The 23,916-nt window shown below is 70.5% G+C and carries 19 protein-coding genes and 4 tRNA genes; 12 read left to right on the top strand and 11 right to left on the bottom strand.

The features are described from left to right. Positions 1 to 125: 125 nt before the first annotated feature. From ACWEV0_RS07705 to ACWEV0_RS07695, 3 genes are all read left to right on the top strand, one after another. Complete coding sequence (locus tag ACWEV0_RS07705) at positions 126 to 1,790, top strand: hypothetical protein (RefSeq protein WP_453147393.1); 1,665 nt, start codon at positions 126 to 128, stop codon at positions 1,788 to 1,790. A 196-nt stretch (positions 1,791 to 1,986) separates the two neighbouring features. Beyond that, positions 1,987 to 3,447 (top strand): N,N-dimethylformamidase beta subunit family domain-containing protein, encoded by a 1,461-nt coding sequence (locus ACWEV0_RS07700; protein WP_453147391.1) that lies wholly within the window; start codon positions 1,987 to 1,989, stop codon positions 3,445 to 3,447. Positions 3,448 to 3,535: 88 nt separating this feature from the next. Next, positions 3,536 to 4,447, top strand: a complete 912-nt coding sequence (locus ACWEV0_RS07695) for a phosphoribosylaminoimidazolesuccinocarboxamide synthase (RefSeq protein WP_453147389.1) — start codon at positions 3,536 to 3,538, stop codon at positions 4,445 to 4,447. A gap of 94 nt (positions 4,448 to 4,541) precedes the next feature. Here the strand turns inward: ACWEV0_RS07695 and ACWEV0_RS07690 are convergent. The 4 genes from ACWEV0_RS07690 to ACWEV0_RS07675 all read right to left on the bottom strand — a co-directional run bounded on the left by ACWEV0_RS07690 (position 4,542) and on the right by ACWEV0_RS07675 (position 5,447). Next, positions 4,542 to 4,617 (bottom strand) — tRNA-Gly (locus tag ACWEV0_RS07690). Between the two features lie 149 nt (positions 4,618 to 4,766). Continuing rightward, positions 4,767 to 4,839 (bottom strand) — tRNA-Gly (locus ACWEV0_RS07685). An 83-nt stretch (positions 4,840 to 4,922) separates the two neighbouring features. Further along, positions 4,923 to 4,994 (bottom strand) — tRNA-Gly (locus ACWEV0_RS07680). 111 nt (positions 4,995 to 5,105) lie between these two features. Beyond that, positions 5,106 to 5,447, bottom strand: a complete 342-nt coding sequence (locus ACWEV0_RS07675) for a histone-like nucleoid-structuring protein Lsr2 (RefSeq protein ID WP_453147387.1) — start codon at positions 5,445 to 5,447, stop codon at positions 5,106 to 5,108. Between the two features lie 342 nt (positions 5,448 to 5,789). Here ACWEV0_RS07675 and purS point away from each other — a divergent pair, with 342 nt between their 5' ends. From purS to purL, 3 genes are read left to right on the top strand one after another with little or no spacing between them, the layout of a single operon-like run. Beyond that, positions 5,790 to 6,035, top strand: coding sequence for a phosphoribosylformylglycinamidine synthase subunit PurS (purS, locus tag ACWEV0_RS07670; protein ID WP_137994413.1), 246 nt, complete (start codon positions 5,790 to 5,792; stop codon positions 6,033 to 6,035). Next, a complete protein-coding gene (gene purQ / locus ACWEV0_RS07665; protein ID WP_365344105.1) occupies positions 6,032 to 6,712 on the top strand; it encodes a phosphoribosylformylglycinamidine synthase subunit PurQ in 681 nt (226 codons plus the stop codon). The genes purS and purQ overlap by 4 nt, the downstream gene beginning before the upstream one ends. Then, entirely contained in the window at positions 6,712 to 8,961 is a 2,250-nt protein-coding gene (purL, locus tag ACWEV0_RS07660) for a phosphoribosylformylglycinamidine synthase subunit PurL (RefSeq protein ID WP_453147385.1), read from the top strand. Before purQ ends, purL begins: the two co-directional genes overlap by 1 nt. Positions 8,962 to 9,027: 66 nt before the next feature. Here purL and ACWEV0_RS07655 read toward each other — a convergent pair whose 3' ends face one another. After that, positions 9,028 to 9,438: a nuclear transport factor 2 family protein gene (locus tag ACWEV0_RS07655; protein WP_453147383.1), complete on the bottom strand. Its 411-nt coding sequence runs from the start codon at positions 9,436 to 9,438 to the stop codon at positions 9,028 to 9,030. A 66-nt stretch (positions 9,439 to 9,504) separates the two neighbouring features. Between ACWEV0_RS07655 and ACWEV0_RS07650 the strand changes: the two genes are divergently transcribed. After that, positions 9,505 to 10,302 (top strand): sterol carrier family protein, encoded by a 798-nt coding sequence (locus ACWEV0_RS07650; RefSeq protein WP_453147381.1) that lies wholly within the window; start codon positions 9,505 to 9,507, stop codon positions 10,300 to 10,302. A gap of 89 nt (positions 10,303 to 10,391) precedes the next feature. Next, positions 10,392 to 11,141, top strand: a complete 750-nt coding sequence (locus ACWEV0_RS07645) for an META domain-containing protein (protein ID WP_453147380.1) — start codon at positions 10,392 to 10,394, stop codon at positions 11,139 to 11,141. Here ACWEV0_RS07645 and ACWEV0_RS07640 read toward each other — a convergent pair. Continuing rightward, positions 11,138 to 12,568 carry a sulfatase family protein gene (locus ACWEV0_RS07640; protein ID WP_453147378.1) on the bottom strand — a complete coding sequence of 477 codons (1,431 nt, stop codon included), beginning with the start codon at positions 12,566 to 12,568 and terminating at the stop codon, positions 11,138 to 11,140. The genes ACWEV0_RS07645 and ACWEV0_RS07640 overlap by 4 nt on opposite strands. A gap of 54 nt (positions 12,569 to 12,622) precedes the next feature. After that, positions 12,623 to 12,721, bottom strand: coding sequence for a putative leader peptide (locus tag ACWEV0_RS07635; RefSeq protein WP_453147376.1), 99 nt, complete (start codon positions 12,719 to 12,721; stop codon positions 12,623 to 12,625). Between the two features lie 286 nt (positions 12,722 to 13,007). Here ACWEV0_RS07635 and purF point away from each other — a divergent pair, with 286 nt between their 5' ends. Beyond that, the gene (gene purF, locus ACWEV0_RS07630; RefSeq protein ID WP_453147374.1) at positions 13,008 to 14,534 is read left to right on the top strand and encodes an amidophosphoribosyltransferase; all 1,527 of its coding nucleotides are present in this window, start codon (positions 13,008 to 13,010) and stop codon (positions 14,532 to 14,534) included. A 90-nt stretch (positions 14,535 to 14,624) separates the two neighbouring features. Beyond that, a complete protein-coding gene (purM, locus tag ACWEV0_RS07625) occupies positions 14,625 to 15,692 on the top strand; it encodes a phosphoribosylformylglycinamidine cyclo-ligase (protein WP_453147372.1) in 1,068 nt (355 codons plus the stop codon). A gap of 174 nt (positions 15,693 to 15,866) precedes the next feature. Here purM and ACWEV0_RS07620 read toward each other — a convergent pair whose 3' ends face one another. After that, positions 15,867 to 16,121 carry a DUF3073 domain-containing protein gene (locus tag ACWEV0_RS07620; protein WP_356068407.1) on the bottom strand — a complete coding sequence of 85 codons (255 nt, stop codon included), beginning with the start codon at positions 16,119 to 16,121 and terminating at the stop codon, positions 15,867 to 15,869. Between the two features lie 299 nt (positions 16,122 to 16,420). After that, positions 16,421 to 17,509, bottom strand: coding sequence for a Leu/Phe/Val dehydrogenase (locus ACWEV0_RS07615; RefSeq protein WP_453147370.1), 1,089 nt, complete (start codon positions 17,507 to 17,509; stop codon positions 16,421 to 16,423). Positions 17,510 to 17,662: 153 nt separating this feature from the next. On the opposite strand from ACWEV0_RS07615, the gene ACWEV0_RS07610 reads away from it, so the two are divergent. Further along, a complete protein-coding gene (locus ACWEV0_RS07610; RefSeq protein ID WP_453147368.1) occupies positions 17,663 to 18,529 on the top strand; it encodes a hypothetical protein in 867 nt (288 codons plus the stop codon). 545 nt (positions 18,530 to 19,074) lie between these two features. Further along, positions 19,075 to 19,281 (top strand): developmental transcriptional regulator BldC, encoded by a 207-nt coding sequence (gene bldC, locus ACWEV0_RS07605; protein WP_003949541.1) that lies wholly within the window; start codon positions 19,075 to 19,077, stop codon positions 19,279 to 19,281. 446 nt (positions 19,282 to 19,727) lie between these two features. Here bldC and ACWEV0_RS07600 read toward each other — a convergent pair. Next, a tRNA-Asp gene (locus ACWEV0_RS07600) sits at positions 19,728 to 19,801 on the bottom strand. 77 nt (positions 19,802 to 19,878) lie between these two features. Beyond that, entirely contained in the window at positions 19,879 to 23,850 is a 3,972-nt protein-coding gene (gene hrpA / locus ACWEV0_RS07595) for an ATP-dependent RNA helicase HrpA (protein ID WP_453147366.1), read from the bottom strand. Between the last annotated feature and the right edge of the window lie 66 nt (positions 23,851 to 23,916).

Raw genomic sequence — 23,916 nt, 5'->3', positions numbered from 1 at the left:
GCCCGGCCGTTTCTCCGGCACTTGGCCCACCGACATTGCGTTGTCGGTGGCGGGTGCCACAGTGGGGGAGTGAGCAACACCGCCACGGGCCGCATGGGCCGTCCCGACGAGGGCAGGAGGGGGTGATGTACGGCGTGACCAGCACCGGTTCAGCGGCCGGCGACGAGCTGGGCGCGCGCGCCGCGCGGGTCCGGGCCCTCGCCGTGCTGCGGGTCCGCGGCCGGGCCCTCGGCCTCGCGGTGTTTCCCGCCGCCGTGGCCGTCGTCCTGTACGCGGGCGGGGTCACCGGCCATTTCACCGGCGCGGGCTGGGATGCCGCGCGCTGGGTGGTGACCGCCCTCGCCGTGGTCGTCCTGCTCGTGGCCGCGGCCGTCGCGCTCGTCGTGGCGCGCGCCAGGCCGGCCGTGACGCCGACGGTGGAGCTGGCCGAGAACTCGGCCCCCGACCTCTACCGCCTCGTGCGGGACCTCGCCGACCGGCTCGGCGTGCCCGCGCCCTCCGCGATAGCCCTGACGCCGGACTGCGACAGCTGGCTGGAGGACCGCTCGCACCGGGCCCACGGCCTGCACCGCACCGGCGACGCGCCCGTCCTCGTCATCGGTTCGCCCTTCCTGTGGTGGATGCGCGTCGGCGAGCTCCGCGCCGTCCTCGCCCCCGTCGTCGCCGGTACGGGCCCGGCCGCGCATCCCGACATAGCCGCCGCCCGGCGCTTCGTCCGCGGCCTGGACGCGGCGGTGGCCGTGCCCCGGAGCCCCGGCCTCGACCCGGTCCGCAGGCTCGGCGCGCAGGGCGTGGGCCGGATAGCCCGGGTGCTGCTGCAGAGCTGCCGGGGCCACGCCGCCGAGATGGAACGGGGCGTCGCCGCGGCCGGCTCGGAGCGCGCCCAGGCCGTCGACTACGGGGTGCGGATCGTCGCCCAGGAACAGGTCGGCCTCGCCTACGCGGGCTGGGACCGCCTGCTCACCCGGGTCGCGCTGCCCGCCTGGCGGATGGGCCGCTGGCCCGCCCACCTGGACGCCGGCGTGGTCTCCGCGCTCACCGAGCTGTCCCGCCGCGACCGGCTCGCCGAGGGCTTCACGTCCCGGCTCGGCGAGCGCCCCGCCTGCGACCTCCTGGAGGAGCCCGGCGCCGTCGACGAGGCCACCTCGCTGCTCGCCGCCCGCCTCTTCCACGGGGTCCCGGCCGAGCCCGGCCCGGACTGGGCGCGGGTGGAGTGGAGCGCGTACGCGGAGGAGGTCGTCGACCGGAAGTGGCGCGCCGACGCGGCCCGTCTCCACCACGTCCTGGACCGCCTCGGCGCGGCCGCCGCGGACGCGGAGCCGGAGCCGCCCCGGTCCAAGCGTCCGGCCGACCACGACCCCGCCGCCGACGGCCCCACCATCTCGCGGATCATCGCCCACCTCGCCGCGCCGCAGACCGGCGCCGCCGACTCCCTCGCCGCCGCGCTCACCGCGCAGAGCGCCCGCGAGGAGGCGCGGCGGCCGGTCGCGCCGGCGGCGGAGGGGCCGGACGGTACGGCGCCGCTGTTCCCGCTGCAGGCGCCCCGCAGCGGGCGGGACCTGCTGGCCGACCACGTGGCCGCGATGGTGTGCTGCGCCGCCGTGGACACGGCGGAGGCGGCGCCCGGCCTCGACTGGCTGGACGGTCCGGCGCTGTTCGTGGGCGGCGCGCGGTGCACGGACCTGACCGCGACGGTCCTCGCGCTGGTCGAGGACGGGGACCCGGAGCCGCTGCGGGCCTGGCTGGCCCGGACCGGCGTGCGCCCCGAGAAGCCCGTCCGGCTGATCTGACATCAGCGCACCAGCCGGAAGGCTGTCTTCCACCTTCGTCAATTCACGACGAAGGGTGACGGAGTGCGTGCGTTATGTGATGTGCTGGAGACCGGCACTGACAGAGGCAGTATCCAGCGGCACTGACCAGCCGACCATCCGACCAGACGGGCAGACGAGAGAGCCACCGCCGGGGGAGTCGAGGGAGGGGCGCACCATGGGGGCGGAGCAGATCAGACGATGGGAGTCGGGCGCGCTCGCCCACGCGGTCTCGGACCCGTTCGGCCAGGGCCCGCTGCCGTGGCTGCGCGGTTCGGACAACTACTTCGACGACACCGGCCAGATGGTTCCCTGGTACGCGGACGAGACCCTGGCCCGCGGCGGCGCCGGCGGCCCCCGCACGGCCGACGACGTGCACGGCCAGATCAAGGGCTTCGTGTCCGGCGCGGCCGTGGCGCCGGGCGAGGCGATCGACTTCCACATCACCGTGGACCCGCCCCAGCAGTTCTCGGTCGACATCTACCGGATCGGGCACTACGGCGGCGACGGCGCCGCCAAGATCACCACCAGCCCGCGGCTCTCCGGCATCGTCCAGCCGGCCCCGCTGACCGCCGACCGGACCGTCTCCTGCCACCACTGGTGGCAGTCCTGGCGGCTGCAGATCCCGTCGTACTGGTCGATCGGCGCGTACGTCGCCGTGCTCACGACCGTCGGCGGCTACCGTTCCCACATCCCCTTCACGGTCCGCGACAGCCACCCGGCCGACCTGCTCCTCGTCCTGCCGGACGTGACCTGGCAGGCGTACAACCTCTATCCGGAGGACGGCCACACCGGCGCCAGCCTCTACCACGCCTGGGACGAGGAGGGCCGGCTGCTCGGCGAGGAGGAGGCGGCGGTGACCGTCTCCTTCGACCGCCCGTACGCGGGCGCCGGGCTGCCGCTGCACGTGGGCCACGCCTACGACTTCATCCGCTGGGCCGAGCGGTACGGCTACGACCTGGCGTACGCGGAGACCCGCGACCTGCACGCGGGCCGCGTCGACCCGAGCCGCTACCGGGGCCTGGTCTTCCCGGGCCACGACGAGTACTGGTCGGTGCCCATGCGCCGGACCGTCGAGCTCGCCCGCGACCAGGGCACCTCGCTGGTCTTCCTGTCCGCCAACACCATGTACTGGCAGGTGGAGCTCGGCCCGTCGCCGTCGGGTGCGCCGGACCGGCTGCTCACCTGCCGCAAGCGCCGCGGTCCGGGCCGTCCGGCGCTCTGGCGGGAGGTCGACCGGCCGGAGCAGCAGCTGCTCGGCATCCAGTACGCGGGCCGGGTGCCCGAACCGCACCCGATGGTCGTGCGGAACGCGGAGCACTGGCTGTGGGAGGCCACCGGCGCGGGTGACGGCGACGAGATCCCGGGCCTGGTCGCCGGCGAGGCCGACCGCTACTTCCCGCGCACCGCGCTCCCGGAGCACCAGGGCCGTATCCTGCTGGCCCACTCGCCCTACCGGGACGGCGAGGGCGCCCTGCGCCACCAGGAGACCAGCCTCTACCGGGCTCCGTCGGGGGCCTGGGTGTTCGCCTCGGGCACCTTCGCCTGGTCGCCGGCGCTGGACCGGCCGGGCCATGTGGACGTCCGGGTCCAGCGCGCCACCGCGAACCTGCTGGACCGCATCTGTAAGAGGGAGTGAGCGCGGGCTCACACGGCCCGGCGGCCGGGGCCGTCCGCCGGTGCGAGAGAATCGGACACGCTCCTGGATCAACCTACGCGGAGGAACCGTGTCCGGATTCGTAGAAAAGCCCGAACCCGTCCAGGTACCGGGCCTGACCCATCTCCACACGGGCAAGGTGCGCGACCTGTACCGCGACGAGGCCGGTGACCTCGTCATGGTGGCGAGCGACCGCATGTCCGCGTACGACTGGGTGCTGCCGACCGAGATCCCCGACAAGGGCCGGGTGCTCACCCAGCTCTCGCTGTGGTGGTTCGACAAGCTCGCCGACCTGGTCCCGAACCACGTCCTGTCGACCGACCTGCCCGCCGGCGCCCCCGCCGACTGGGCCGGCCGCACGCTCGTCTGCAAGTCGCTCAACATGGTCCCGGTCGAGTGCGTGGCCCGCGGCTACCTCACCGGCTCCGGCCTGCTCGAGTACGACGAGTCCCGCACGGTCTGCGGCCTCGCCCTGCCCGAGGGCCTGACCGACGGCTCCGAGCTGCCCGCGCCGATCTTCACCCCGGCGACCAAGGCCGCGGTCGGCGACCACGACGAGAACGTGTCGTACGAGGAGGTCGCCCGCCAGGTCGGCGCCGAGACGGCCGCGGTGCTGCGCCAGACGACCCTCGCCGTCTACTCCCGGGCCCGTGACATCGCCCGCGAGCGCGGGATCATCCTGGCCGACACGAAGTTCGAGTTCGGCTTCGAGACCACCCCGGAGGGCGAGCGCCTGGTCATCGCCGACGAGGTCCTCACGCCGGACTCCTCGCGCTTCTGGCCGGCCGCCGAGTGGCAGCCGGGCCGCGCCCAGCCCTCGTACGACAAGCAGATCGTGCGGAACTGGCTGACCTCGCCGGCCTCCGGCTGGGACCGCAAGAGCGAGCAGCCGCCGCCGGCGCTGCCGCAGGAGGTCGTGGAGAAGACCCGCGCCAAGTACGTCGAGGCGTACGAGCTGCTGACCGGGAACACCTGGTCCTGATTTCCCGGACGGTTCCCCGGCAGGGGAGCCGTGACAGGGAAGCCCGTGGCGGGAACGAGAAAGCCCCCGGTCGATTCGACCGGGGGCTTCTTCATGGAGCGGACGACGAGATTCGAACTCGCGACCCTCACCTTGGCAAGGTGATGCTCTACCAACTGAGCCACGTCCGCATGCGCCGTAGCGCGCTGCTAACTATACACAGTTTCCGAGGTGCGGATGACGGGGTTTTCCCGCTCCTGATCTGTGCCGCTGGTCACAGGAGAACGGTGCGCAAATGACGAAAGCCCCGGTTCCTGAGAACCGGGGCTTTCGCTCCCTGAGCGGACGACGAGATTCGAACTCGCGACCCTCACCTTGGCAAGGTGATGCTCTACCAACTGAGCCACGTCCGCATTGCTCCCGACCGGCTCTCACCGGGCGGTGCGTGCACCACTGTACCTGATCCACCGGAGTGGCCGGTAACCGTGATGCAGAGAGCGGGTGACAGGGATCGCACACTGCGGCTTCCCTCTGGAAGAGGGCTGTTCTACTACTGAACTACACCCGCACGCTCTGCTGGGGGACTTGGCTTTTCGGCCTCGCCCCTCGGCGTGATCCACACTCTAGGGATCTTCGGGGCCGGAACGCAAATCCGGTCCCGGCCGAGCCGGCGCCCGGCTCAGCTCGCGGCCTGGAAGGCCTCGTAGATGCGCTTGGGGATGCGGCCGCGGGCCGGCACGTCCAGCTTGTTCGACTGGGCCCAGGCGCGGACCGCGGCGGGGTCGGGGGCGAGCGCGGTGTGCGTGTAGTCGGCCCTGGCGGGCTTCGCGCCACGGCCCGGCTTCGCGGTGATCTTGCGTCCCGCGGTCAGGTAGGGGGCGAGAGCCTTGCGCAGTTTCTCTGCATTGGCGGGATTCAGGTCGATCTCGTACGTCTTCCCGTCGAGGCCGAACACGACCGTTTCCGCCGCCTCTCCGCCGTCGATGTCGTCGAAGAGAGTGACCACCATACGCTGTGCCACGGATATCGGTCCTTTCCTGCGCATCGCCGCGTCCCCGTCGGCGAGTTCACCGCTCTGACGTGCGGTGACGGCGTGCGGTGACGCCGATGCGACGGCTCTCCCGGGGCAATATCGTTGTTCCCCCGAGTGTCTCTGCATTCCCTTTGTACAGCCGCAGGCATCGCATTGTGAAGCCCAGCCAATTGCTTCCGCGTGTCACGGCCGGCGGGTGATATTCCGCATGAATTCACCGGCCGGGCGTTTGAGGGCGCTTTGTAGGATCCTTCAGACCTCTACTCGCGTAGAATTTGGAGGCAGGTACGCTGATGGAACCGCCCACGCAACACACCACCGGGAGTGCCAGTGGCACGCGTCGTAGTCGACGTCATGCTCAAGCCGGAGATCCTCGACCCGCAGGGACAGGCGGTGCAGCGTGCACTGCCCCGCCTCGGTTTCGACGGGATCGCCGACGTCCGCCAGGGAAAGCGCTTCGAGCTGGAGGTTGAGGGTCCGGTCGACGAGGCCGCCCTCGCCCGCATCCATGAGATGGCCGAAACGTTCCTTGCCAACACCGTGATCGAGGACTTCACCGTGAAGGTGGAGTCGTGACCGCACGCATCGGCGTCGTCACGTTCCCCGGAACGCTGGACGATCAGGACGCGCTGCGCGCCGCCCGCCTCGCGGGCGCCGAGCCCGTCTCGCTGTGGCACCGCGACAAGGACCTCAAGCAGGTCGACGCCGTGGTCCTCGCGGGCGGCTTCTCCTACGGCGACTACCTGCGGGCCGGAGCCATCTCCCGCTTCTCGCCGGTGATGGAGACGATCATCGAGCAGGCGAAGGCGGGCATGCCCGTCCTCGGCATCTGCAACGGCTTCCAGATCCTCACCGAAGCCCACCTGCTGCCGGGCGCCATGCTGCGCAACAACCACCTCCACTTCATCTGCCGCGACCAGAAGCTGCGGGTGGAGAACGCGGAGACCGCCTGGACCTCGGACTACACCGTGGGCCAGGAGATCGAGGTCCCGCTCAAGAACATGGACGGCCGGTACGTCGCCGACGAGCGCACGCTCGACGAGCTGGAGGCCGAGGGGCGGGTGGCCTTCCGCTACCTGGACATGAACCCCAACGGCTCGCTGCGCGACATCGCGGGCATCACCAACGCCGCGGGCAACGTCGTCGGCCTCATGCCGCACCCCGAGCACGCCGTGGAGCCGCTGGTCGGCACCGGCAAGACCGACGGGCTCGGATTCTTCACCTCGATCCTCAAGAAGCTGGTCAACGCCTGATGACTCTGGACACGGTCAAGCACGCGACCGAGACGCCCGACGTCGAGCAGCCCTGGAAGGAACTCGGCCTCAAGCAGGACGAGTACGAGCGCATCCGCGAGATCCTCGACCGCCGGCCCACCGGCGCCGAGCTCGCCATGTACTCCGTCATGTGGTCCGAGCACTGCTCCTACAAGAGCAGCAAGGTCCACCTGAAGCAGTTCGGCGAGAAGACCCCCGAGAACGACGCCATGCTCGTCGGCATCGGCGAGAACGCGGGTGTCGTCGACGTCGGCCAGGGCTACGCGGTCACCTTCAAGGTCGAGTCGCACAACCACCCCAGCTACATCGAGCCCTACCAGGGCGCGGCCACCGGCGTCGGCGGCATCGTCCGCGACATCCTCGCCATGGGTGCCCGCCCGGTCGCCGTGGTCGACCCGCTGCGCTTCGGCGCCGCCGACCACCCCGACACCAAGCGCGTGCTGCCCGGCGTCGTCGCCGGCATCGGCGGCTACGGCAACTGCCTCGGCCTGCCGAACATCGGCGGCGAGGTCGTCTTCGACTCCTGCTACCAGGGCAACCCGCTCGTCAACGCCGGCTGCATCGGCGTGATGAAGCACGAGGACATCCACCTCGCCAAGGCCTCCGGCCCCGGCAACAAGGTCATCCTCTACGGCGCCCGCACCGGTGGCGACGGCATCGGCGGCGTCTCGGTCCTCGCGTCCGAGACCTTCGACGACACCAAGCCCACCAAGCGCCCCGCCGTCCAGGTCGGCGACCCGTTCCAGGAGAAGCTTCTCATCGAGTGCACCCTGGAGATCTTCAAGGAGAAGCTGGTCGCGGGCATCCAGGACCTCGGTGGCGCCGGCCTGTCCTGCGCCACCTCGGAGCTGGCCTCCGCCGGCACCGGCGGCATGCGGGTCGACCTGGAGAAGGTGCACCTGCGCGACGCGACGCTCTCGCCCGAGGAGATCCTCATGAGCGAGTCGCAGGAGCGCATGTGCGCGATCGTCGAGCCCCAGCACGTCGACCGCTTCCTGGAGATCTGCGAGAAGTGGGACGTCATCGCGGTCGTCATCGGTGAGGTGACGGACGGCGAGCGCCTGGAGATCTTCTGGCACGGCGAGCAGATCGTCGACGTCCCGCCGCGCACGGTGGCGCACGAGGGTCCGGTCTACCACCGGCCGTACGCGCGCCCCGAGTGGCAGGACGCCCTGCAGGCCGACGACGCCGGCAAGCTGGCCCGCCCGCAGTCCGGCGCCGAGCTGAAGGACCAGGTCCTCAAGCTGGTCGGCTCGCCGAACCAGGCCTCGAAGTCCTGGATCACCGACCAGTACGACCGCTTCGTGCAGGGCAACACCGTGCTCGCCCAGCCCGAGGACGCCGGCATGGTCCGCATCGACGAGGAGACCAACCTCGGCGTGGCCATGGCGACCGACGGCAACGGCCGGTACGCCAAGCTCGACCCGTACACCGGTGCCCAGCTCGCGCTGGCGGAGGCGTACCGCAACGTCGCCGCCTCCGGCGCCAAGCCGCTGGCGATCTCGGACTGCCTGAACTTCGGTTCGCCCGAGGACCCGGCCGTGATGTGGCAGTTCGCCGAGGCCACCCGTGGTCTCGCGGACGGCTGCCTCGCGCTCGGCACCCCGGTCACCGGCGGCAACGTGTCGCTGTACAACCAGACCGGTGACGTGGCCATCCACCCGACGCCCGTCGTGGCCGTGCTCGGCGTGATCGACGACGTCAACCGCCGCACCCCGATCGCCTTCGCGGAAGAGGGCCAGCTCCTCTACCTGCTCGGCGACACCAAGGAGGAGTTCGGCGGCTCGGCCTGGTCCGAGGTGATCCACCAGCACCTCGGCGGCATGCCGCCGGCCGTGGACCTCGACCGGGAGAAGCTGCTCGGCGAGATCCTGATCTCGGCCTCCCGCGACGGCATGATCGACGCGGCCCACGACCTGTCCGACGGCGGTCTGGTCCAGGCGGTCGTCGAGTCCTGCCTGCGCGGCGGCAACGGCGCGCGCCTGGTCGTGCCCGAGGGCCTGGACGCCTTCACCTTCCTCTTCAGCGAGTCGGCCGGCCGTGCGGTCGTGTCCGTCCCGCGCAGCGAGGAGCTCCGCTTCACCGACATGTGCGGTGCGCGGGGTCTGCCGGCGACCCGGATCGGTGTCGTCGACGGTGACGCCGTGGACGTGCAGGGCGAGTTCAGCGCCTCCCTGGAGGAGCTGCGCGCCGCGCACGAGGCGACGATCCCGGGCCTGCTGGCCTGATCGGTCCCCGTATCCGTACGGAGTGGAGCCCCCGTCCCGGCAAGGGCGGGGGCTCCGCCGTGTCCGTCAGTCGTCCAGCGAGTAGAAGGCGTCGAGTTCGGTGATGTCCTCGACGCACTCGTCGACGTCGGAGACCTTGTCGCCGATGATCGTGAAGAACATGGCGCCACGCATCTCGATCCCGCGGTCGCCGTGCTCGGCGAACCACTTGTGGGTCGAGATCACATGGCCGCGCCCGTCGGGGTAGACGCCCTGCAGCTCGACCCGCATCGTGCCGCCGGTGTACTCGAACATCTCGCCGAACATGGCCAGGACGTTGTCCCGGCCCTTGAAGTGGCCGCCGAACCGGGTCGTGCCTGGTGCGTGGTGGGTGCAGTCGCTCGTCATGGTGGCCGCCAGCGCCTCCATGTCACCCTTGCTGAACGCTACGTAGCCCCGGCGGATCAGGGCGGCATCGGGGTGCTCGTGATGGGTCATGGTCCCGTCGCCTGCTTTCGCTGCGAATGGCTCCGTTCCTTCCAGTCTCGGGGCTAGCCTCGGGCCATGCCACCCGCCAAGAAGCGCACCCCGCGCACCCGCAGCTACGACCCCGCCAGGACCCGGGCCGCCGTGTCCGCCCAGTTCGGGCACGTACGGGACGCGGTGCTCGCGCTTCCGCCGCAGGAGCTGGACGCGCCGACCCGGCTCGGTGACTGGACGGTACGGGAGCTGGCCGGGCACATCGCGGCGGCGGTCGGCGCGGTGCCCGCGCTGCTCGCCCGGCCCGAGCCCCCGAAGCAGGAACTGGCGCTGCTCGACTGGCCGTTCGCGACCGCCGCGGCCGCCGAACGGATCGACGAGCAGACCCGTGCGCTCGACACGGCCGACCTGGCCGCGCTGTACGAGCGGACGCGGGAGGCGTACGAGACGGCGCTCGCCCAGGCCGCGGACACCCGGCTGGTCCCGGTGAGCTTCGGGGCCATGACACTCGCCGACGTCCTGGTGACCCGGATCGTCGAACTCGTCGTCCACACCGACGACCTGAGCGCCGCGACCGGTGTCACCATCCCGTACGACCGGCAGGCGCTCGCCGCCTGCACCCGGGTGCTGGCCGACGCGCTCGCCGTGAAGGCGCCCGGCGGCGCGGTGGAGGTGCGCGTCCCGCCGTACGCGGTGGTGCAGTGCGTCGAGGGCCCCCGGCACACCCGCGGCACCCCGCCCAACGTCGTCGAGACCGACCCGCTGACCTGGATCCGCCTCGCGACCGGCCGCGCCGACTGGGCGGCGGAGCTGGACGCGGCCCGGGTGAGCGCGAGCGGGGAGCGGGCGGACCTGTCGGGGCTGCTGCCGCTGATGGGCTGAGCGTGCGGGGCGCCGGCCCGGAACCGTACGGCCGCGGTGTCCGTCCCACCGCCATGAAGAAGCCGCGCGCACTCGCAGGAACGACCCTGATGCTCCTCCTCCCGGCCCTCGCGGCGTGCGGTACGGGGCCGGGCGCGGGCTCACCCGACGTGCCCGTCGCGGGCACCCACTGGACGATCGGCGCGGTCACGGTGGACGGCGTCCGGTCGGTGGCTCCGTCCGGTGCCCTGATGGACTTCACCAAGGACGGCCGGGTCCAGGGCGTCAGCGGCTGCAACGGCTTCGACGCCGCCGTCGCCGTGCACGGGGAGACGCTCACCGTCTCCGATCCGACTGTCACCGCGATGGGCTGCCCCGACGACCGGCTGCGCTTCGAGGACGCTCTGCTCAACGCCCTCAAGGGCGAGATCACCGCCAACCTGAAGGGCGGCGCGCTCACCCTCACCTCGGCCGACGGGCGGCACCGCGTCGAGCTGACCACCGAGCCCGCCACCCCGCTCCTCGGCACGGCCTGGACGGTGGACGCCCTGATCAGCGGTGACACCTCCACCTCCCTCCCGGCCGGTTCCGAGGGCAAGGCGCGGCTGGTCTTCGGCAAGGACGGCCGGCTCACCGGCAGCCTGGGCTGCAACCGGGTCTCCGCGCCCGCGAGGACCAGCGGCGCCACGATCACCCTGGGCGCGTTCGAGACGACCCGGATGATCTGCACCCCGGCGCAGATGGACCTGGAGACCAAGCTGTACGACGCCCTCGACAACCCGCTGACCTACCGGATCGAGCACCGCACCCTGACCGTCACCGACGCCGACGGCCAGGGCTTCACGGCGAAGGCCGGCTAGCTCACGGAGGGCGCGGACGGCCCGTACGGGAGGAGCCCGGCGTCCGTCCGCTCCCAGGCGGCCCTCAGCTCGGCGAGCCGCGCCTGCTCGTCCGGGGCGCGGTCCGCCTGCTCACGGGCGTCGGCGGCGAGGTGGAAGAGCTGGTCGCGCCCGTTCTTGCCCCGGTAGTACTTCCAGTCGCCGCGACGCAGCGCGCGCTCCCCGCGCACCCTCCAGAACAGGTCCCGTTCGCCGACCTCCGCGCCGCGCAGCAGGTACGGGGCGAGGCTGGTGCCGTCGAGCGGGTAGGCCGGGTGGGGGCGGGCGCCGCCGATGTCGAGGAGGGTGGCGGTCCAGTCGGGCGAGTAGACGGGGACGTCGCTGACCTGGCCGCCGTCGAGCCGGGCGGGCCAGCGCAGGATCGACGGCACGCGGATGCCGCCCTCCAGGAGGGAGCCCTTGTTGCCGGCGAGGGGCCAGTTGTACGAGAAGCGCTCGCCGCCGTTGTCGCTGCCGAAGAAGACGAGGGTGTCGCGCTCGCGGCCGGCCCGCCGGAGCGCGGCGAGGACCTGGCCGACGGAGCGGTCGAGGTCCTCGACCATCTCCTTGTACTTCTCGATCGAGCCGCCGTCCTGGTGCCAGAGCGCGGAGCGGTCGCCGGCCTTGATCCGGCGGACGATCTCGGCGCTCTCCGCCTCGTCGCCGTCGGCGATCCAGGGCCAGTGGGGGGTGGTGAAGTTGAGGTTGAGGAGGAAGGGCCGGTCGTGGTCGCGGCTCACGTACTCGCTCGCCCGCTCGGTGAGGATGCGGGTGTAGTAGCGCAGGTCCTGGTACTCGGCGTCGCCCTCGTACAGGTCGTACTCGCCGCCCAGGCCGAGCTTGGAGTAGTACTCCAGGGCGCCGCCGAAGTTGCCGAAGAACTCGTCCCAGCCGGAGCGGGTGGGGGAGTAGTCGGGCAGGTAGCCGCAGTGCCACTTGCCGATGAGCGCGGTGGTGTAGCCGGCGTCGCGGAGCAGGGAGGCGAGCGTGGGGTGGGTGGGCTCCAGGCCGGCGGACCTGTCCGCGATGGGTTCGGCGAGGCCGCCCTTCGTGCGGCCGGGGAAGCGGCCGGTGTAGAGGCTGAAGCGGGTCGGGGAGCAGGTCGCGGAGCCGGAGTAGGCGTCGGTGAAGCGGACGCCCTGGCGGGCGAGCCGGTCGAGGTGCGGGGTGCGGATGTGCGGGGAGCCGTAGGAGGAGAGGTCGGCCCAGCCGAGGTCGTCGCCCAGGATGAAAAGGATGTTCGGGCGGGCGGAGTGGCGGCCGGGTGCGGCGCGGAACGGGCGCTCCTCGGTGGAGACGGAGGCGGAAGCGGCGGCGGCCGCGGGCTGTGCGGCGGCGGTGCCGAGCGTGGCGGCGGCGGTGCCGACGGCGGCCCCGCCGAGGGCACGACGGGATATGGACCAGGACATACGGGTCTCCTGGAGGAATGCAGGACTGCCTGAGGAAGGGGAGAGGGAGGGAGCTCAGGCGCGGCGACAGATCGCGCTCGCGACACGGGCCAGGTCCACGTGCCGGCGCGCGACGAGGATGACCGAGGGGTCGGGGTCGCTGACGGGCTGCATGATCGGGAAGCCTGGCGGAGGGCACGAAGGGGTGTCAACGACCGTCCCGCACCGTGGACTCCGTCACATCCCGACCGTTCGGCCCGTCCCGTACGAGCGTCCGCTCTGGCCGGTTCCGATCATGGTGAACGGCCCTCAGCCCTTGTGCGCCTTGCTTTGTGGGCTCCGACAAGGATCGAACGATCAGTTCGTAGGAAACGACGACGAGATCAGGAGCAGTTCAGAGGGCGTTTCGGGCCCGTTCGCCAATTCGGACCAGTGGTCGATCTCGCCTACACTCGGTGGCGTGCCACGCGGAGACGGTCGACTCAATCACGACTTGCTCCCTGGAGAGAAAGGCCCCCAGGACGCTTGTGGCGTCTTCGGTGTCTGGGCTCCGGGTGAAGAGGTCGCAAAGCTCACGTACTTCGGGCTCTACGCCCTCCAGCATCGGGGCCAGGAATCCGCGGGAATCGCGGTAAGCAACGGCTCCCAGATCCTCGTCTTCAAGGACATGGGACTTGTCTCCCAGGTCTTCGACGAGACTTCTCTCGGTTCCCTCCAGGGTCATATCGCGGTCGGTCACGCCCGCTACTCGACCACTGGTGCCTCCGTGTGGGAGAACGCGCAGCCGACGTTCCGGGCGACCGCCCACGGCTCGCTCGCGCTCGGACACAACGGCAACCTGGTGAACACGGCGCAGCTGGCCGAGATGGTCGCCGACCTCCCCAAGAAGGAGGGCCGGGCCACCCAGGTCGCCGCCACCAACGACACCGACCTGGTCACCGCGCTGCTCGCGGGCCAGGTGGCCGAGGACGGCACGCCGCTCACCACCGAGCAGGCGGCCGCGAAGGTCCTCCCCGACGTCCGGGGCGCCTTCTCCCTCGTCTTCATGAACGAGCACACGCTCTACGCGGCCCGTGACCCGCAGGGCATCCGCCCGCTGGTGCTCGGCCGCCTGGAGCGCGGCTGGGTCGTGGCGTCCGAGACCGCCGCCCTCGACATCTGCGGTGCGACCTTCGTCCGCGAGGTCGAGCCGGGCGAGCTCATCGCGATCGACGAGAACGGCATGCGCACCTCGCGATTCGCGGAAGCGAAGCCCAAGGGCTGTGTCTTCGAGTACGTGTACCTGGCCCGCCCGGACACCGACATCGCCGGCCGGAACGTGTACCTCTCCCGTGTGGAGATGGGCCGCCGGCTCGCCGCGGAGGCCCCGGTCGAGGCCGACCTGGTCATCGCCACGCCGGAGTCCGGCACCCCCGCCGCCATCGGCTACGCGGAGGCGTCCGGCATCCCGTTCGGCGCCGGCCTGGTCAAGAACGCCTACGTCGGCCGGACCTTCATCCAGCCCTCGCAGACCATCCGCCAGCTGGGCATCCGGCTGAAGCTGAACCCCCTCAAGGAAGTCATCAAGGGCAAGCGCCTGGTGGTCGTCGACGACTCGATCGTCCGCGGCAACACCCAGCGCGCGCTCGTCCGGATGCTCCGCGAGGCCGGCGCCGCCGAGGTCCACATCCGGATCTCCTCGCCGCCGGTGAAGTGGCCCTGCTTCTTCGGCATCGACTTCGCCACCCGCGCGGAGCTGATCGCCAACGGCATGTCGGTCGAGGAGATCGGCAAGTCGCTCGGTGCGGACTCGCTCTCGTACATCTCGCTCGACGGGATGATCGAGGCGACCACCATCCAGAAGCCCAACCTGTGCCGCGCCTGCTTCGACGGCGAGTACCCGATGGAGCTTCCGGACCCCGAGCTGCTCGGCAAGCAGCTCCTGGAGACCGAGCTGGCCGCAGGCCCCGCCGCCACCGCGGCCGCCGACGCCCTGCGCCGCCCGTAAGACCCCCCACTGCCCGCGCCACCACCACGGCGCGGGCAGACCGGCTGTACGAGCAGCACGAGCTGTACGACGACACGAAAGTTCTCATCCATGTCTGAGACCACCGGTGCCTCCTACGCGAGCGCGGGCGTCGACATCGAAGCGGGCGACCGCGCCGTCGAGCTCATGAAGGAGTGGGTGAAGAAGACGCAGCGCCCCGAGGTCCTCGGCGGCCTCGGCGGCTTCGCCGGCTACTTCGACGCCTCCGCCCTCAAGCGCTACGAGCGTCCGCTGCTCGCCTCGGCCACCGACGGCGTCGGCACGAAGGTCGACATCGCCCGCCAGCTGGGCGTGTACGACACGATCGGCCGCGACCTGGTCGCCATGGTCATGGACGACATCGTCGTCTGCGGCGCCGAGCCGCTCTTCATGACCGACTACATCTGCGTCGGCAAGGTCCACCCCGAGCGGGTCGCCGCGATCGTCAAGGGCATCGCCGAGGGCTGCGTCCTGGCCGGCTGCGCGCTGGTCGGCGGCGAGACCGCCGAGCACCCGGGCCTGCTCGGCCCGGACGACTTCGACGTCGCCGGCGCGGGCACGGGCGTCGTGGAGTACGACCGGCTGCTCGGCTCGGATCGCATCCGTACGGGTGACGCCGTCATCGCGATGGCGTCCTCCGGTCTTCACTCCAACGGGTACTCGCTCGTCCGCCACGTGGTCTTCGACCGCGCGGGCATGAGCCTCGACCAGCAGGTCGAGGAGTTCGGCCGGACCCTCGGCGAGGAGCTCCTGGAGCCCACCAGGATCTACTCGCTCGACTGCCTGGCGCTCACCCGGACCACCGAGGTGCACGCCTTCAGCCACATCACCGGCGGCGGCCTGGCCGCCAACCTGGCCCGGGTGATCCCGGACGGCCTGCACGCCGTCGTGGACCGCGGCACGTGGACCCCGGGCGCCGTCTTCGACCTGGTCGGCAAGGCGGGTCAGGTCGAGCGCCTGGAGCTGGAGAAGACCCTGAACATGGGCGTCGGCATGATGGCCGTGGTCCCCGCCCAGTCGGTGGACGCGGCCCTGACGACCCTGGCCGACCGCGGCGTCGACGCCTGGGTCGCCGGTGAGATCACCGAGCGCGGCGAGAAGACGACCGGCGCGGAGCTGGTCGGCGACTACGCGAAGTAGGCGAAGAGACACGACTGAGGGGCACCCCCGCCGGGGGTGCCCCTCAGTCGTCGCCTGTGCGGTCGTGCGTGTCCTGCCGGGGACATGCGCGGGGCCGCGGGGACATGCGCGGGGCCGGCGGACAGCGCAGAAACCCGGTCCGGGTGCCCGGACCGGGTTTCAGTGTTCAGAAGGTCAAGCGCGACGCTGAGTGGACGCCGGACCGGACTCGTCGTCCTCGTCCTCGTCATCCGTGTTGTAGAGATCCGCGTACTGAGCGTACGGGTCGTCTTCCTCGTCGTCGTCCTCGAACGGCTCGCCATTCGGCGGCTGGCTCGAAGTCGATGCGCCCAGCTCGCTGGCCAGACGCGACAGGTCAGTCCCGCCGCTGCTGTACTTCAGCTGGCGGGCGACCTTGGTCTGCTTGGCCTTTGCCCGGCCGCGCCCCATGGCTCGACCCCCTCGGTGACGGGGCTCGTCGGCCCCAGAGTCTTGACACGCGTTCATGTTTCGGAACGGGCTCTCGACAGAGAGACCGGTCCGTAGGGTTTCAACGGTACCTGTTTCCGCGGGCCTACGGTACGCCGCGCGCATCACATTCCCCGGTACAGAACCGCTGAGGCGTCCCTTCCTTGCTGGTCAATCGCGATTTTAACCTCTTCTTGAGGTCCGACCCGCCGATCGGCGTGAGCGAAGTCTCGCGAATCCATCGCAAAGCCTGATCGATCAGCGGGCCGGACTGTCAAGACTCAGGCGCGGCGCGCCTCGGCCATGCGCTGCTCGGCGATCCGGTCGGCCGCGGCGGCCGGCGGGATGCCATCGGACTTCGCACGTGCGAAGATTTCGAGCGTGGTGTCGAAGATCTTCGTGGCCTTGGCCTTGCAGCGGTCGAAGTCGAAGCCGTGCAGCTCGTCGGCCACCTGGATCACGCCACCCGCGTTCACGACGTAGTCGGGGGCGTAGAGGATGCCGCGCGCCTCCAGGTCCTTCTCGACACCGGGGTGCGCGAGCTGGTTGTTGGCGGCGCCGCAGACGATCCGCGCGGTGAGCACCGGCACGGTGTCGTCGTTGAGCGCGCCCCCGAGCGCACAGGGGGCGTAGACGTCCAGGCCCTCGGTGCGGATCAGCGCGTCGGTGTCGGCGGCGACGGTGACCTGCGGGAACTTCTCGGTGATCCGGCGCACCGACTCCTCGCGGACGTCGGTGATGACGACCTCGGCCCCGTCGGCGATCAGGTGCTCGACCAGGTAGTGGCCGACCTTGCCGACGCCCGCGACGCCGACCTTGCGGCCGCGCAGCGTCGGGTCGCCCCACAGGGTCTGCGCGGAGGCGCGCATGCCCTGGAAGACGCCGAAGGCGGTGAGCACGGAGGAGTCGCCGGCGCCGCCGTTCTCGGGGGAGCGGCCGGTGGTCCACTGGTTGGCCCGGTGGACGACGTCCATGTCGGCGACGTAGGTGCCGACGTCGCAGGCCGTGACGTAGCGGCCGCCGAGGGAGGCCACGAAGCGGCCGTAGGCGAGGAGGAGCTCCTCGGTCTTGATCTGCTCCGGGTCGCCGATGATCACGGCCTTGCCGCCGCCGTGGTCGAGCCCGGCCATGGCGTTCTTGTACGACATGCCGCGGGAGAGGTTGAGCGCGTCGGCGATCGCCTCGGCCTCGGTGGCGTACGGGTAGAAGCGGGTGCCGCCGAGGGCCGGGCCCAGGGCGGTGTTGTGGAGGGCGATGACGGCCTTGAGGCCGGTGGCGCGGTCCTGGCACAGCACGACTTGCTCGTGGCCACCCTGTTCCGAGTGGAAGAGGGTGTGCAGTACGTCAGGAACGCCGGTCACATCGGTCACGGTGGTGACTCCCAAATACAAGCGGCGGAAGGTCCCCCCTGCGGGTGGGGGTGGGACCAGGTCGGGACGAGGGTAAGTCCTACCTGGCCGTAGCAGGGACGCAGTGCCGAGGATCACCCTCTCCAGGAGTACCCGCGTGGAAGGATTTGCGACATGTCGGTCCCCTCGTCGGTGCTCGTGCCCTATGCCTCGTACCTGAGGGTGTACGAGCCACTGGCCGCCTTCCCGGAGCCGGAGCGGGGCCACTGGGCCCGCTACGCCAGGCGTACGGACATCCCGGGCGTCCAGGACGAACTGCGGCGCTCGCTCGCCGACTTGGTGCCGGTGCCGCCGGTCCCGGTGCCGGTGCACGAGAGCGGGGACGCGTTCGTGGCGACGGTGGACGGGACGGTCCTGGTCTGCCCGTGGCGGACCCGGCTGCGCGGCTGGCTGGCACTGGAGGAGCTGACGGGCGGGACGCTGCCGGCGCAGGTCCTGGACGCGATGCTGCCGCCGGTCGTACGGGAGCAGCTGGCGGCGGATCACGAGCGCTGGCTGGCGCGGAACCCGGACGCGCGGCCGTGGATCCGCAGCGCGGTGTGGCGGGTGCCGCTGCGCTGGTTCGTGCTGTTCTCGGACGAGGAGCGGGAGTACGTGCCGAAGGAGCCCGTGCCGGGGGAGGCGGCATCGGGCGGGGAGCCCGTACTGCGCTACCGGACGCCGATGGTGCAGGCGCGGCGGCGGCTCGCGCGGGCGCTGAAGGCGCTGCGGGAGACGATCGACGAGGGCCCGATGACGGAGGGTCTGGTCGAGGTGGGGCGCTGGCTGGAGGAGTTCCATCCGCGGGCGCTCGTGGAGCTGGACTACGGCGGGCTGGTGCACGCGCTGGACGCGGAGGCGCTGGCGGGCGACCGGTCGGCGGCGGACGTGGCGGAGGGGATCGAGGCGCTGCGGGCGGGGGACGGCGAGCGGGCGAGTGAGGCTTATGGGCGTTTCGCCGACCGCTGGCGGGCGGTTCGCAACCTCCAGTTCGCCAACTGACCATCGACAGGTCATGTCCACCTGATGTAAATGATCTTCATCGCTGGACACCTGTTCGGGTCTTTGGTGTGCTCTTGTGGGGACGTTGGGGCGTACGTGGCAGGACGTAGGTCCCGATCCGGGCCTTTGACTCAAGCGTGACGGATTGCACTTAACGCACCCTTGCGCCCATCGCCCACCCTCGTGCCAAAATAGGACAAGGAGTCCGGGGAGGGTTCCTTCCGCCCAAGTACGGGCGGAATGCTCGACATTGCACTCTATGGGGGGTCTGAGGACTCCTGATCGCTCTGTGACTGATCGTCACAGTGGCGTGACTGTCCGTTATGGCATGGTCAGTCGACTTCCGCCGCTGATGAACACCTGCGAGGGCAATTCCATCGGTTTGGCCGACGCGGCTGGACGGATGGTGTAGTTGTAGTGCCGAGGACAAGCCGTTCGTCCTATAACCGACTCGACCCGCTTCTGCCATTTCGGGCATGGCGGGTCAAGGTGCAGAATTTAGAGGAAAGAACCGAGATGGTTCGGTTCTCCCGAGGAGGCCGCTCATGACCGCTCGCACCCCTGATGCCGAGCCGCTGCTGACCCCTGCCGAGGTTGCCACGATGTTCCGCGTGGACCCGAAGACGGTGACTCGCTGGGCCAAGGCCGGCAAGCTCACGTCCATCCGCACGCTGGGTGGGCACCGCCGGTACCGCGAGGCCGAGGTCCGCGCCCTGCTGGCGGGCATTCCGCAGCAGCGCAGCGAAGCCTGAGGCGCTTGCGACACACGCCACACCCCGTAACACCCCGCAGCACCGGGCGCATTCCGGGTCCCCCAACCCGGCAGCCCACCCCATAGCTCTGCCGACAGGTACCTGCCCCAACAGGCTCCATGTCATCGATCGCGCTGGACTCCGCCGGGTCCAGCGCGATCTTTTTATGCGCGCGTAGAACGTCCGTGGACCACTCGCGGGCCCCTCGCCAACCCGTGCAATTGCACATATTAAATTGGGGCGATGTAGGGAGGGGGTAAGTGTGGCACTTCCTGAAAGAGGTTCAGTGACTCCCGTCACATCGTCAAACTCTTGCCACGGAACAGCCTTCCACTCCCGGTGGGGACGGGGAACGCGCCGTTGGTCACTCGTTGGTGGGACCTTGGTCCCTCGCCGCGGAGAACGCAAGAAGGCCCGCACCAAACGGTGCGGGCCTTCTTCACTTGCGATCCTGACGGGACTTGAACCCGCGACCTCCACCTTGACAGGGTGGCGAGCTAACCAACTGCTCCACAGGACCTTCGCGGCCACTCAGTAGTGGCTGCGAGGAAAAGAGTACAGCAGGTCAGGGGGTGCGGTCGAACCGGAGGGCGAGGACTACGGAACAGCCGCGTCGATCGCCTTCACGATCCGCTTGTCCGACACCGGGTGGGCCGTCCCGAGGGCGTGCGCGAAGTAGCTCACCCGCAGCTCCTCGATCATCCAGCGGATGTCCGTGACGCTCGTCGGCACGGGCCGGCCCTTGGGGAGCTGTTCGAGCAGCCAGGCGTACTCGTCCAGCATCTCGTGGACCTTCTCCATCCGGGTGGTGTCCCGCTGCGCGCCCGTCGGCATCTGCTGCAGCCGCCGGTCCACCGCCACCAGGTAGCGCATGAGGTCCGGCAGCCGCTTCAGACCCGTACGGGTCACGAAGCCGGCCGGCATCAGCCAGGAGAGCTGCTCGCGCACGTCCTGGAGGTTGCGGAGCAGGGCGGGGCTGTTCGTGGCCTTCAGGCGCCGCTCGCAGGCCTGCCAGGCGGCGAGGACCTGCTGCACCTGGCTCACCGTCCGGACGGTCAGCTCGACGAGGTCGGCGCGGACCTTGTCGTACAGCTTCCGGAAGGACTCCTCGTCCCAGGCCGGCCCGCCGTGGTCGGCGATCAGCCGGTCGGCGGCGGCGGTGGCGCAGTCGTCGAAGAGGGCCTGGATCGAGCCGTGCGGGTTCGCGGACAGGGCCAGCTTCTGCTGGTTGGTGAGCCTGTCGGAGGCGAACTTCGCCGGGTTCACCGGGATGTTCAGCATGATCAGCTTCCGGGTGCCCCGCCACATCGCGAGCGCCTGCTCCTCCTCGGTGTCGAAGAGGCGCACGGCCACGCTGTCGCCCTCGTCCACGAGCGCCGGGTACGCCTTGACCGGCTGGCCGGCCCGCCGGGTCTCGAAGACCTTGGTGAGGGTCCCGATCGACCAGTCCTTGAGCCCCGTGCGCTCCAGGGACGGCCCGGAGCCGTCAGGGCCCGCCGTGGCCGCCTTGGCGGCCTGGGAGAGCGCCTGGCGGGCCTTGGGGCGCAGCCGGAGCTTCAGCGCCTCCAGGTCCTTGTCCTCGGCCAGCTTGCGGCGCCGCTCGTCGACGATCCGGAAGGTGATCTTCAGGTGCTCGGGGACCTTCGCCCAGTCGAAGTCGTCCGCGGTGACCGGCACGCCGACCATCCGCTGCAGCTCACGCGCGAGCGCCGTCGTCAGCGGCTCCTGCACGGGCACCACCACGTCCAGGAAGCGGGCGGCGAAGTTCGGCGCCGGCACGTAGTTGCGGCGGATCGGCTTCGGGAGCGAGCGGATCAGCTCCGTCACCACCTCCTCGCGCAGGCCCGGGATCTGCCACTCGAAGCCCTCGTCCGTGACCTGGTTGAGCACCTGGAGCGGGATGTGGACGGTGACGCCGTCCGCGTCCGCGCCCGGCTCGAACTGGTACGTCACGCGGAACTTCAGCGCGCCCTGCCGCCACGAGTCCGGGTAGTCGTCCTTGGTGACCGCCCCCGCCTTCTCGTTGATGAGCATCTCGCGCTCGAAGTCGAGGAACTCCGGCTCCTCGCGCCGCTTGTGCTTCCACCACGAGTCGAAGTGGGCGCCGGACACGACGTGTTCGGGGACCCGCTTGTCGTAGAAGTCGAAGAGCGTCTCGTCGTCGACCAGGATGTCCCGGCGCCGGGCCCGGTGCTCCAGCTCCTCGACCTCGGTGAGCAGCTTGCGGTTGTCGGCGAAGAACTTGTGGTGGGTGCGCCAGTCGCCCTCGACGAGCGCGTTGCGGATGAACAGGTCGCGGGAGACCTCGGGGTCGATCCGGCCGTAGTTCACCTTGCGGTCGGCGACGATCGGCACGCCGTACAGCGTCACCTTCTCGTACGCCATGACCGCCGCCAGGTCCTTCTCCCAGTGCGGCTCGCTGTACGTCCTCTTCACCAGGTGCTCGGCCAGCGGCTCGACCCACTCGGGCTCGATCCGGGCGTTCACCCGGGCCCACAGGCGCGAGGTCTCCACCAGCTCGGCGGACATCAGCATGCGCGGGGGCTTCTTGAAGAGGGCGGAGCCCGGGAAGATCGCGAACTTGGCGTTGCGGGCACCCAGGTACTCGTTCCGAGTGCCCTCCCGCCTGCCGTCCTTGGCGCCGTCCTTGGACTCCTTCACGTCCTTCAGGCCGATGTGGCTGAGGAGGCCGGAGAGCAGGGACACGTGGACGGACTGCTCGGGGGCGTCCTCCTCGTTGAGGTGGATGCCCATCTGCTTGGCGACCGTGCGCAGCTGCGAGTAGATGTCCTGCCACTCGCGGATGCGCAGGAAGTTCAGGTACTCCTGCTTGCACATCCGGCGGAAGGAGCTGGAGCCCCGTTCCTTCTGCTGTTCGCGGACGTAGCGCCAGAGGTTGAGGTAGGCGAGGAAGTCGCTCGTCTCGTCCTTGAAGCGGGCGTGCTGCTGGTCGGCCTGCGCCTGCTTCTCGGCCGGCCGCTCGCGCGGGTCCTGGATCGACAGCGCCGCCGCGATCACCATGACCTCGCGGACACAGCCGTTCTTGTCGGCCTCCAGGACCATCCGGGCCAGTCGCGGGTCGACCGGCAGCTGCGACAGCTTGCGGCCGGTCTCCGTGAGCCGCTTGCGCGGGTCCTTCTGCGCCGGGTCGAGCGCGTGCAGCTCCTGGAGGAGCTGCACGCCGTCCCGGATGTTGCGGTGGTCCGGCGCGTCGATGAACGGGAACTTCTCGATGTCGCCGAGGCCGGCCGCGGTCATCTGGAGGATGACGGAGGCCAGGTTCGTACGGAGGATCTCCGCGTCCGTGAACTCGGGCCGGGTGAGGAAGTCGTCCTCGGAGTAGAGCCGGATGCAGATGCCGTCCGAGGTACGGCCGCAGCGGCCCTTGCGCTGGTTGGCGCTGGCCTGGCTGATCGGCTCGATCGGCAGCCGCTGCACCTTGGTGCGGTGCGAGTAGCGCGAGATGCGGGCGGTTCCCGGGTCGATCACGTACTTGATGCCGGGGACGGTGAGGGAGGTCTCGGCGACGTTCGTGGCCAGGACGATCCGGCGGCCGGAGTGCGCCTGGAAGACGCGGTGCTGCTCGGCGTGCGACAACCGGGCGTACAGCGGCAGGATCTCGGTGTTGAAGAGCTTCTTCTTGATCAGCGCGTCCGCCGTGTCGCGGATCTCGCGCTCGCCGGAGAGGAAGACCAGGATGTCGCCCGGGCCCTCCTTCTGCAGCTCGTCGACGGCGTCGCAGATCGCGGTGATCTGGTCCCGGTCGGCCTCGTCGCTGTCCTCCTCCAGGAGGGGCCGGTAGCGGACCTCCACGGGGTAGGTGCGGCCGCTGACCTCGACGATCGGGGCGTCGCCGAAGTGGCGGGAGAAGCGCTCCGGGTCGATGGTCGCCGAGGTGATGACGACCTTGAGGTCGGGGCGCTTCGGCAGCAGCTGGGCCAGATAGCCGAGCAGGAAGTCGATGTTGAGGGACCGCTCGTGGGCCTCGTCGATGATGATCGTGTCGTACGCGCGCAGCTCGCGGTCCGTCTGGATCTCGGCGAGCAGGATGCCGTCCGTCATCAGCTTGACGAAGGTCGCGTCCTGGTTCACCTGGTCGGTGAAACGGACCTTCCAGCCGACCGCCTCGCCCAGCGGGGTCCTCAGCTCCTCCGCAACGCGCTCGGCGACCGTGCGGGCGGCGATCCGGCGGGGCTGGGTGTGCCCGATCATGCCCCGGACGCCGCGGCCGAGCTCCAGGCAGATCTTCGGGATCTGCGTCGTCTTTCCGGAACCCGTCTCACCGGCGACGATCACGACCTGGTGGTCGCGTATCGCCTCGGCGATCTCGGCCTTCTTCTGGGAGACGGGCAGCTGCTCGGGGTACGTGACGGGCGGCACGAGGGCCGCGCGGGCCTCGACGCGCTCCTTGGCCTTGCCGGCCTCGGCGGCGATCTCGTCCAGTACGGCCGCGCGGGCCTCGGGCTTGCGGATGCGGCGGGCGCCTTCGAGACGGCGGCCGAGCCGGTGGGAGTCCCGCAGCGAGACCTCGGCCAGGACGGACTGGAGGGCGGCGAAGGAAGTAGACATACGGGATCCAGGATCGCACCTGCGGCCGAGAAGCGGCGAACCGATTTACGAGGGCTGCGCCACGCC

The sequence above is a fragment of the Streptomyces sp. NPDC003943 genome (assembly GCF_053605265.1).
Note: the sequence above shows the minus strand (reverse complement) of the source record. Positions and strands in the feature narration are given on the sequence as shown.

Excerpts from the sequence above, each read along its gene's own strand:
- ACWEV0_RS07705 (WP_453147393.1), top strand. The coding sequence starts at position 126 with ATGTACGGCGTGACCAGCACCGGTTCAGCGGCCGGCGACGAGCTGGGC.
- ACWEV0_RS07645 (WP_453147380.1), top strand. The coding sequence starts at position 10,392 with ATGCTCCTCCTCCCGGCCCTCGCGGCGTGCGGTACGGGGCCGGGCGCG.
- purL (WP_453147385.1), top strand. The coding sequence starts at position 6,712 with ATGACTCTGGACACGGTCAAGCACGCGACCGAGACGCCCGACGTCGAG.
- ACWEV0_RS07635 (WP_453147376.1), bottom strand. The coding sequence starts at position 12,721 with ATGCAGCCCGTCAGCGACCCCGACCCCTCGGTCATCCTCGTCGCGCGC.
- ACWEV0_RS07610 (WP_453147368.1), top strand. The coding sequence starts at position 17,663 with ATGTCGGTCCCCTCGTCGGTGCTCGTGCCCTATGCCTCGTACCTGAGG.
- ACWEV0_RS07640 (WP_453147378.1), bottom strand. The coding sequence starts at position 12,568 with ATGTCCTGGTCCATATCCCGTCGTGCCCTCGGCGGGGCCGCCGTCGGC.
- bldC (WP_003949541.1), top strand. The coding sequence starts at position 19,075 with ATGACCGCTCGCACCCCTGATGCCGAGCCGCTGCTGACCCCTGCCGAG.
- hrpA (WP_453147366.1), bottom strand. The coding sequence starts at position 23,850 with ATGTCTACTTCCTTCGCCGCCCTCCAGTCCGTCCTGGCCGAGGTCTCG.
- ACWEV0_RS07620 (WP_356068407.1), bottom strand. The coding sequence starts at position 16,121 with ATGGGGCGCGGCCGGGCAAAGGCCAAGCAGACCAAGGTCGCCCGCCAG.
- purM (WP_453147372.1), top strand. The coding sequence starts at position 14,625 with ATGTCTGAGACCACCGGTGCCTCCTACGCGAGCGCGGGCGTCGACATC.
- ACWEV0_RS07655 (WP_453147383.1), bottom strand. The coding sequence starts at position 9,438 with ATGACCCATCACGAGCACCCCGATGCCGCCCTGATCCGCCGGGGCTAC.
- ACWEV0_RS07700 (WP_453147391.1), top strand. The coding sequence starts at position 1,987 with ATGGGGGCGGAGCAGATCAGACGATGGGAGTCGGGCGCGCTCGCCCAC.
- ACWEV0_RS07650 (WP_453147381.1), top strand. The coding sequence starts at position 9,505 with ATGCCACCCGCCAAGAAGCGCACCCCGCGCACCCGCAGCTACGACCCC.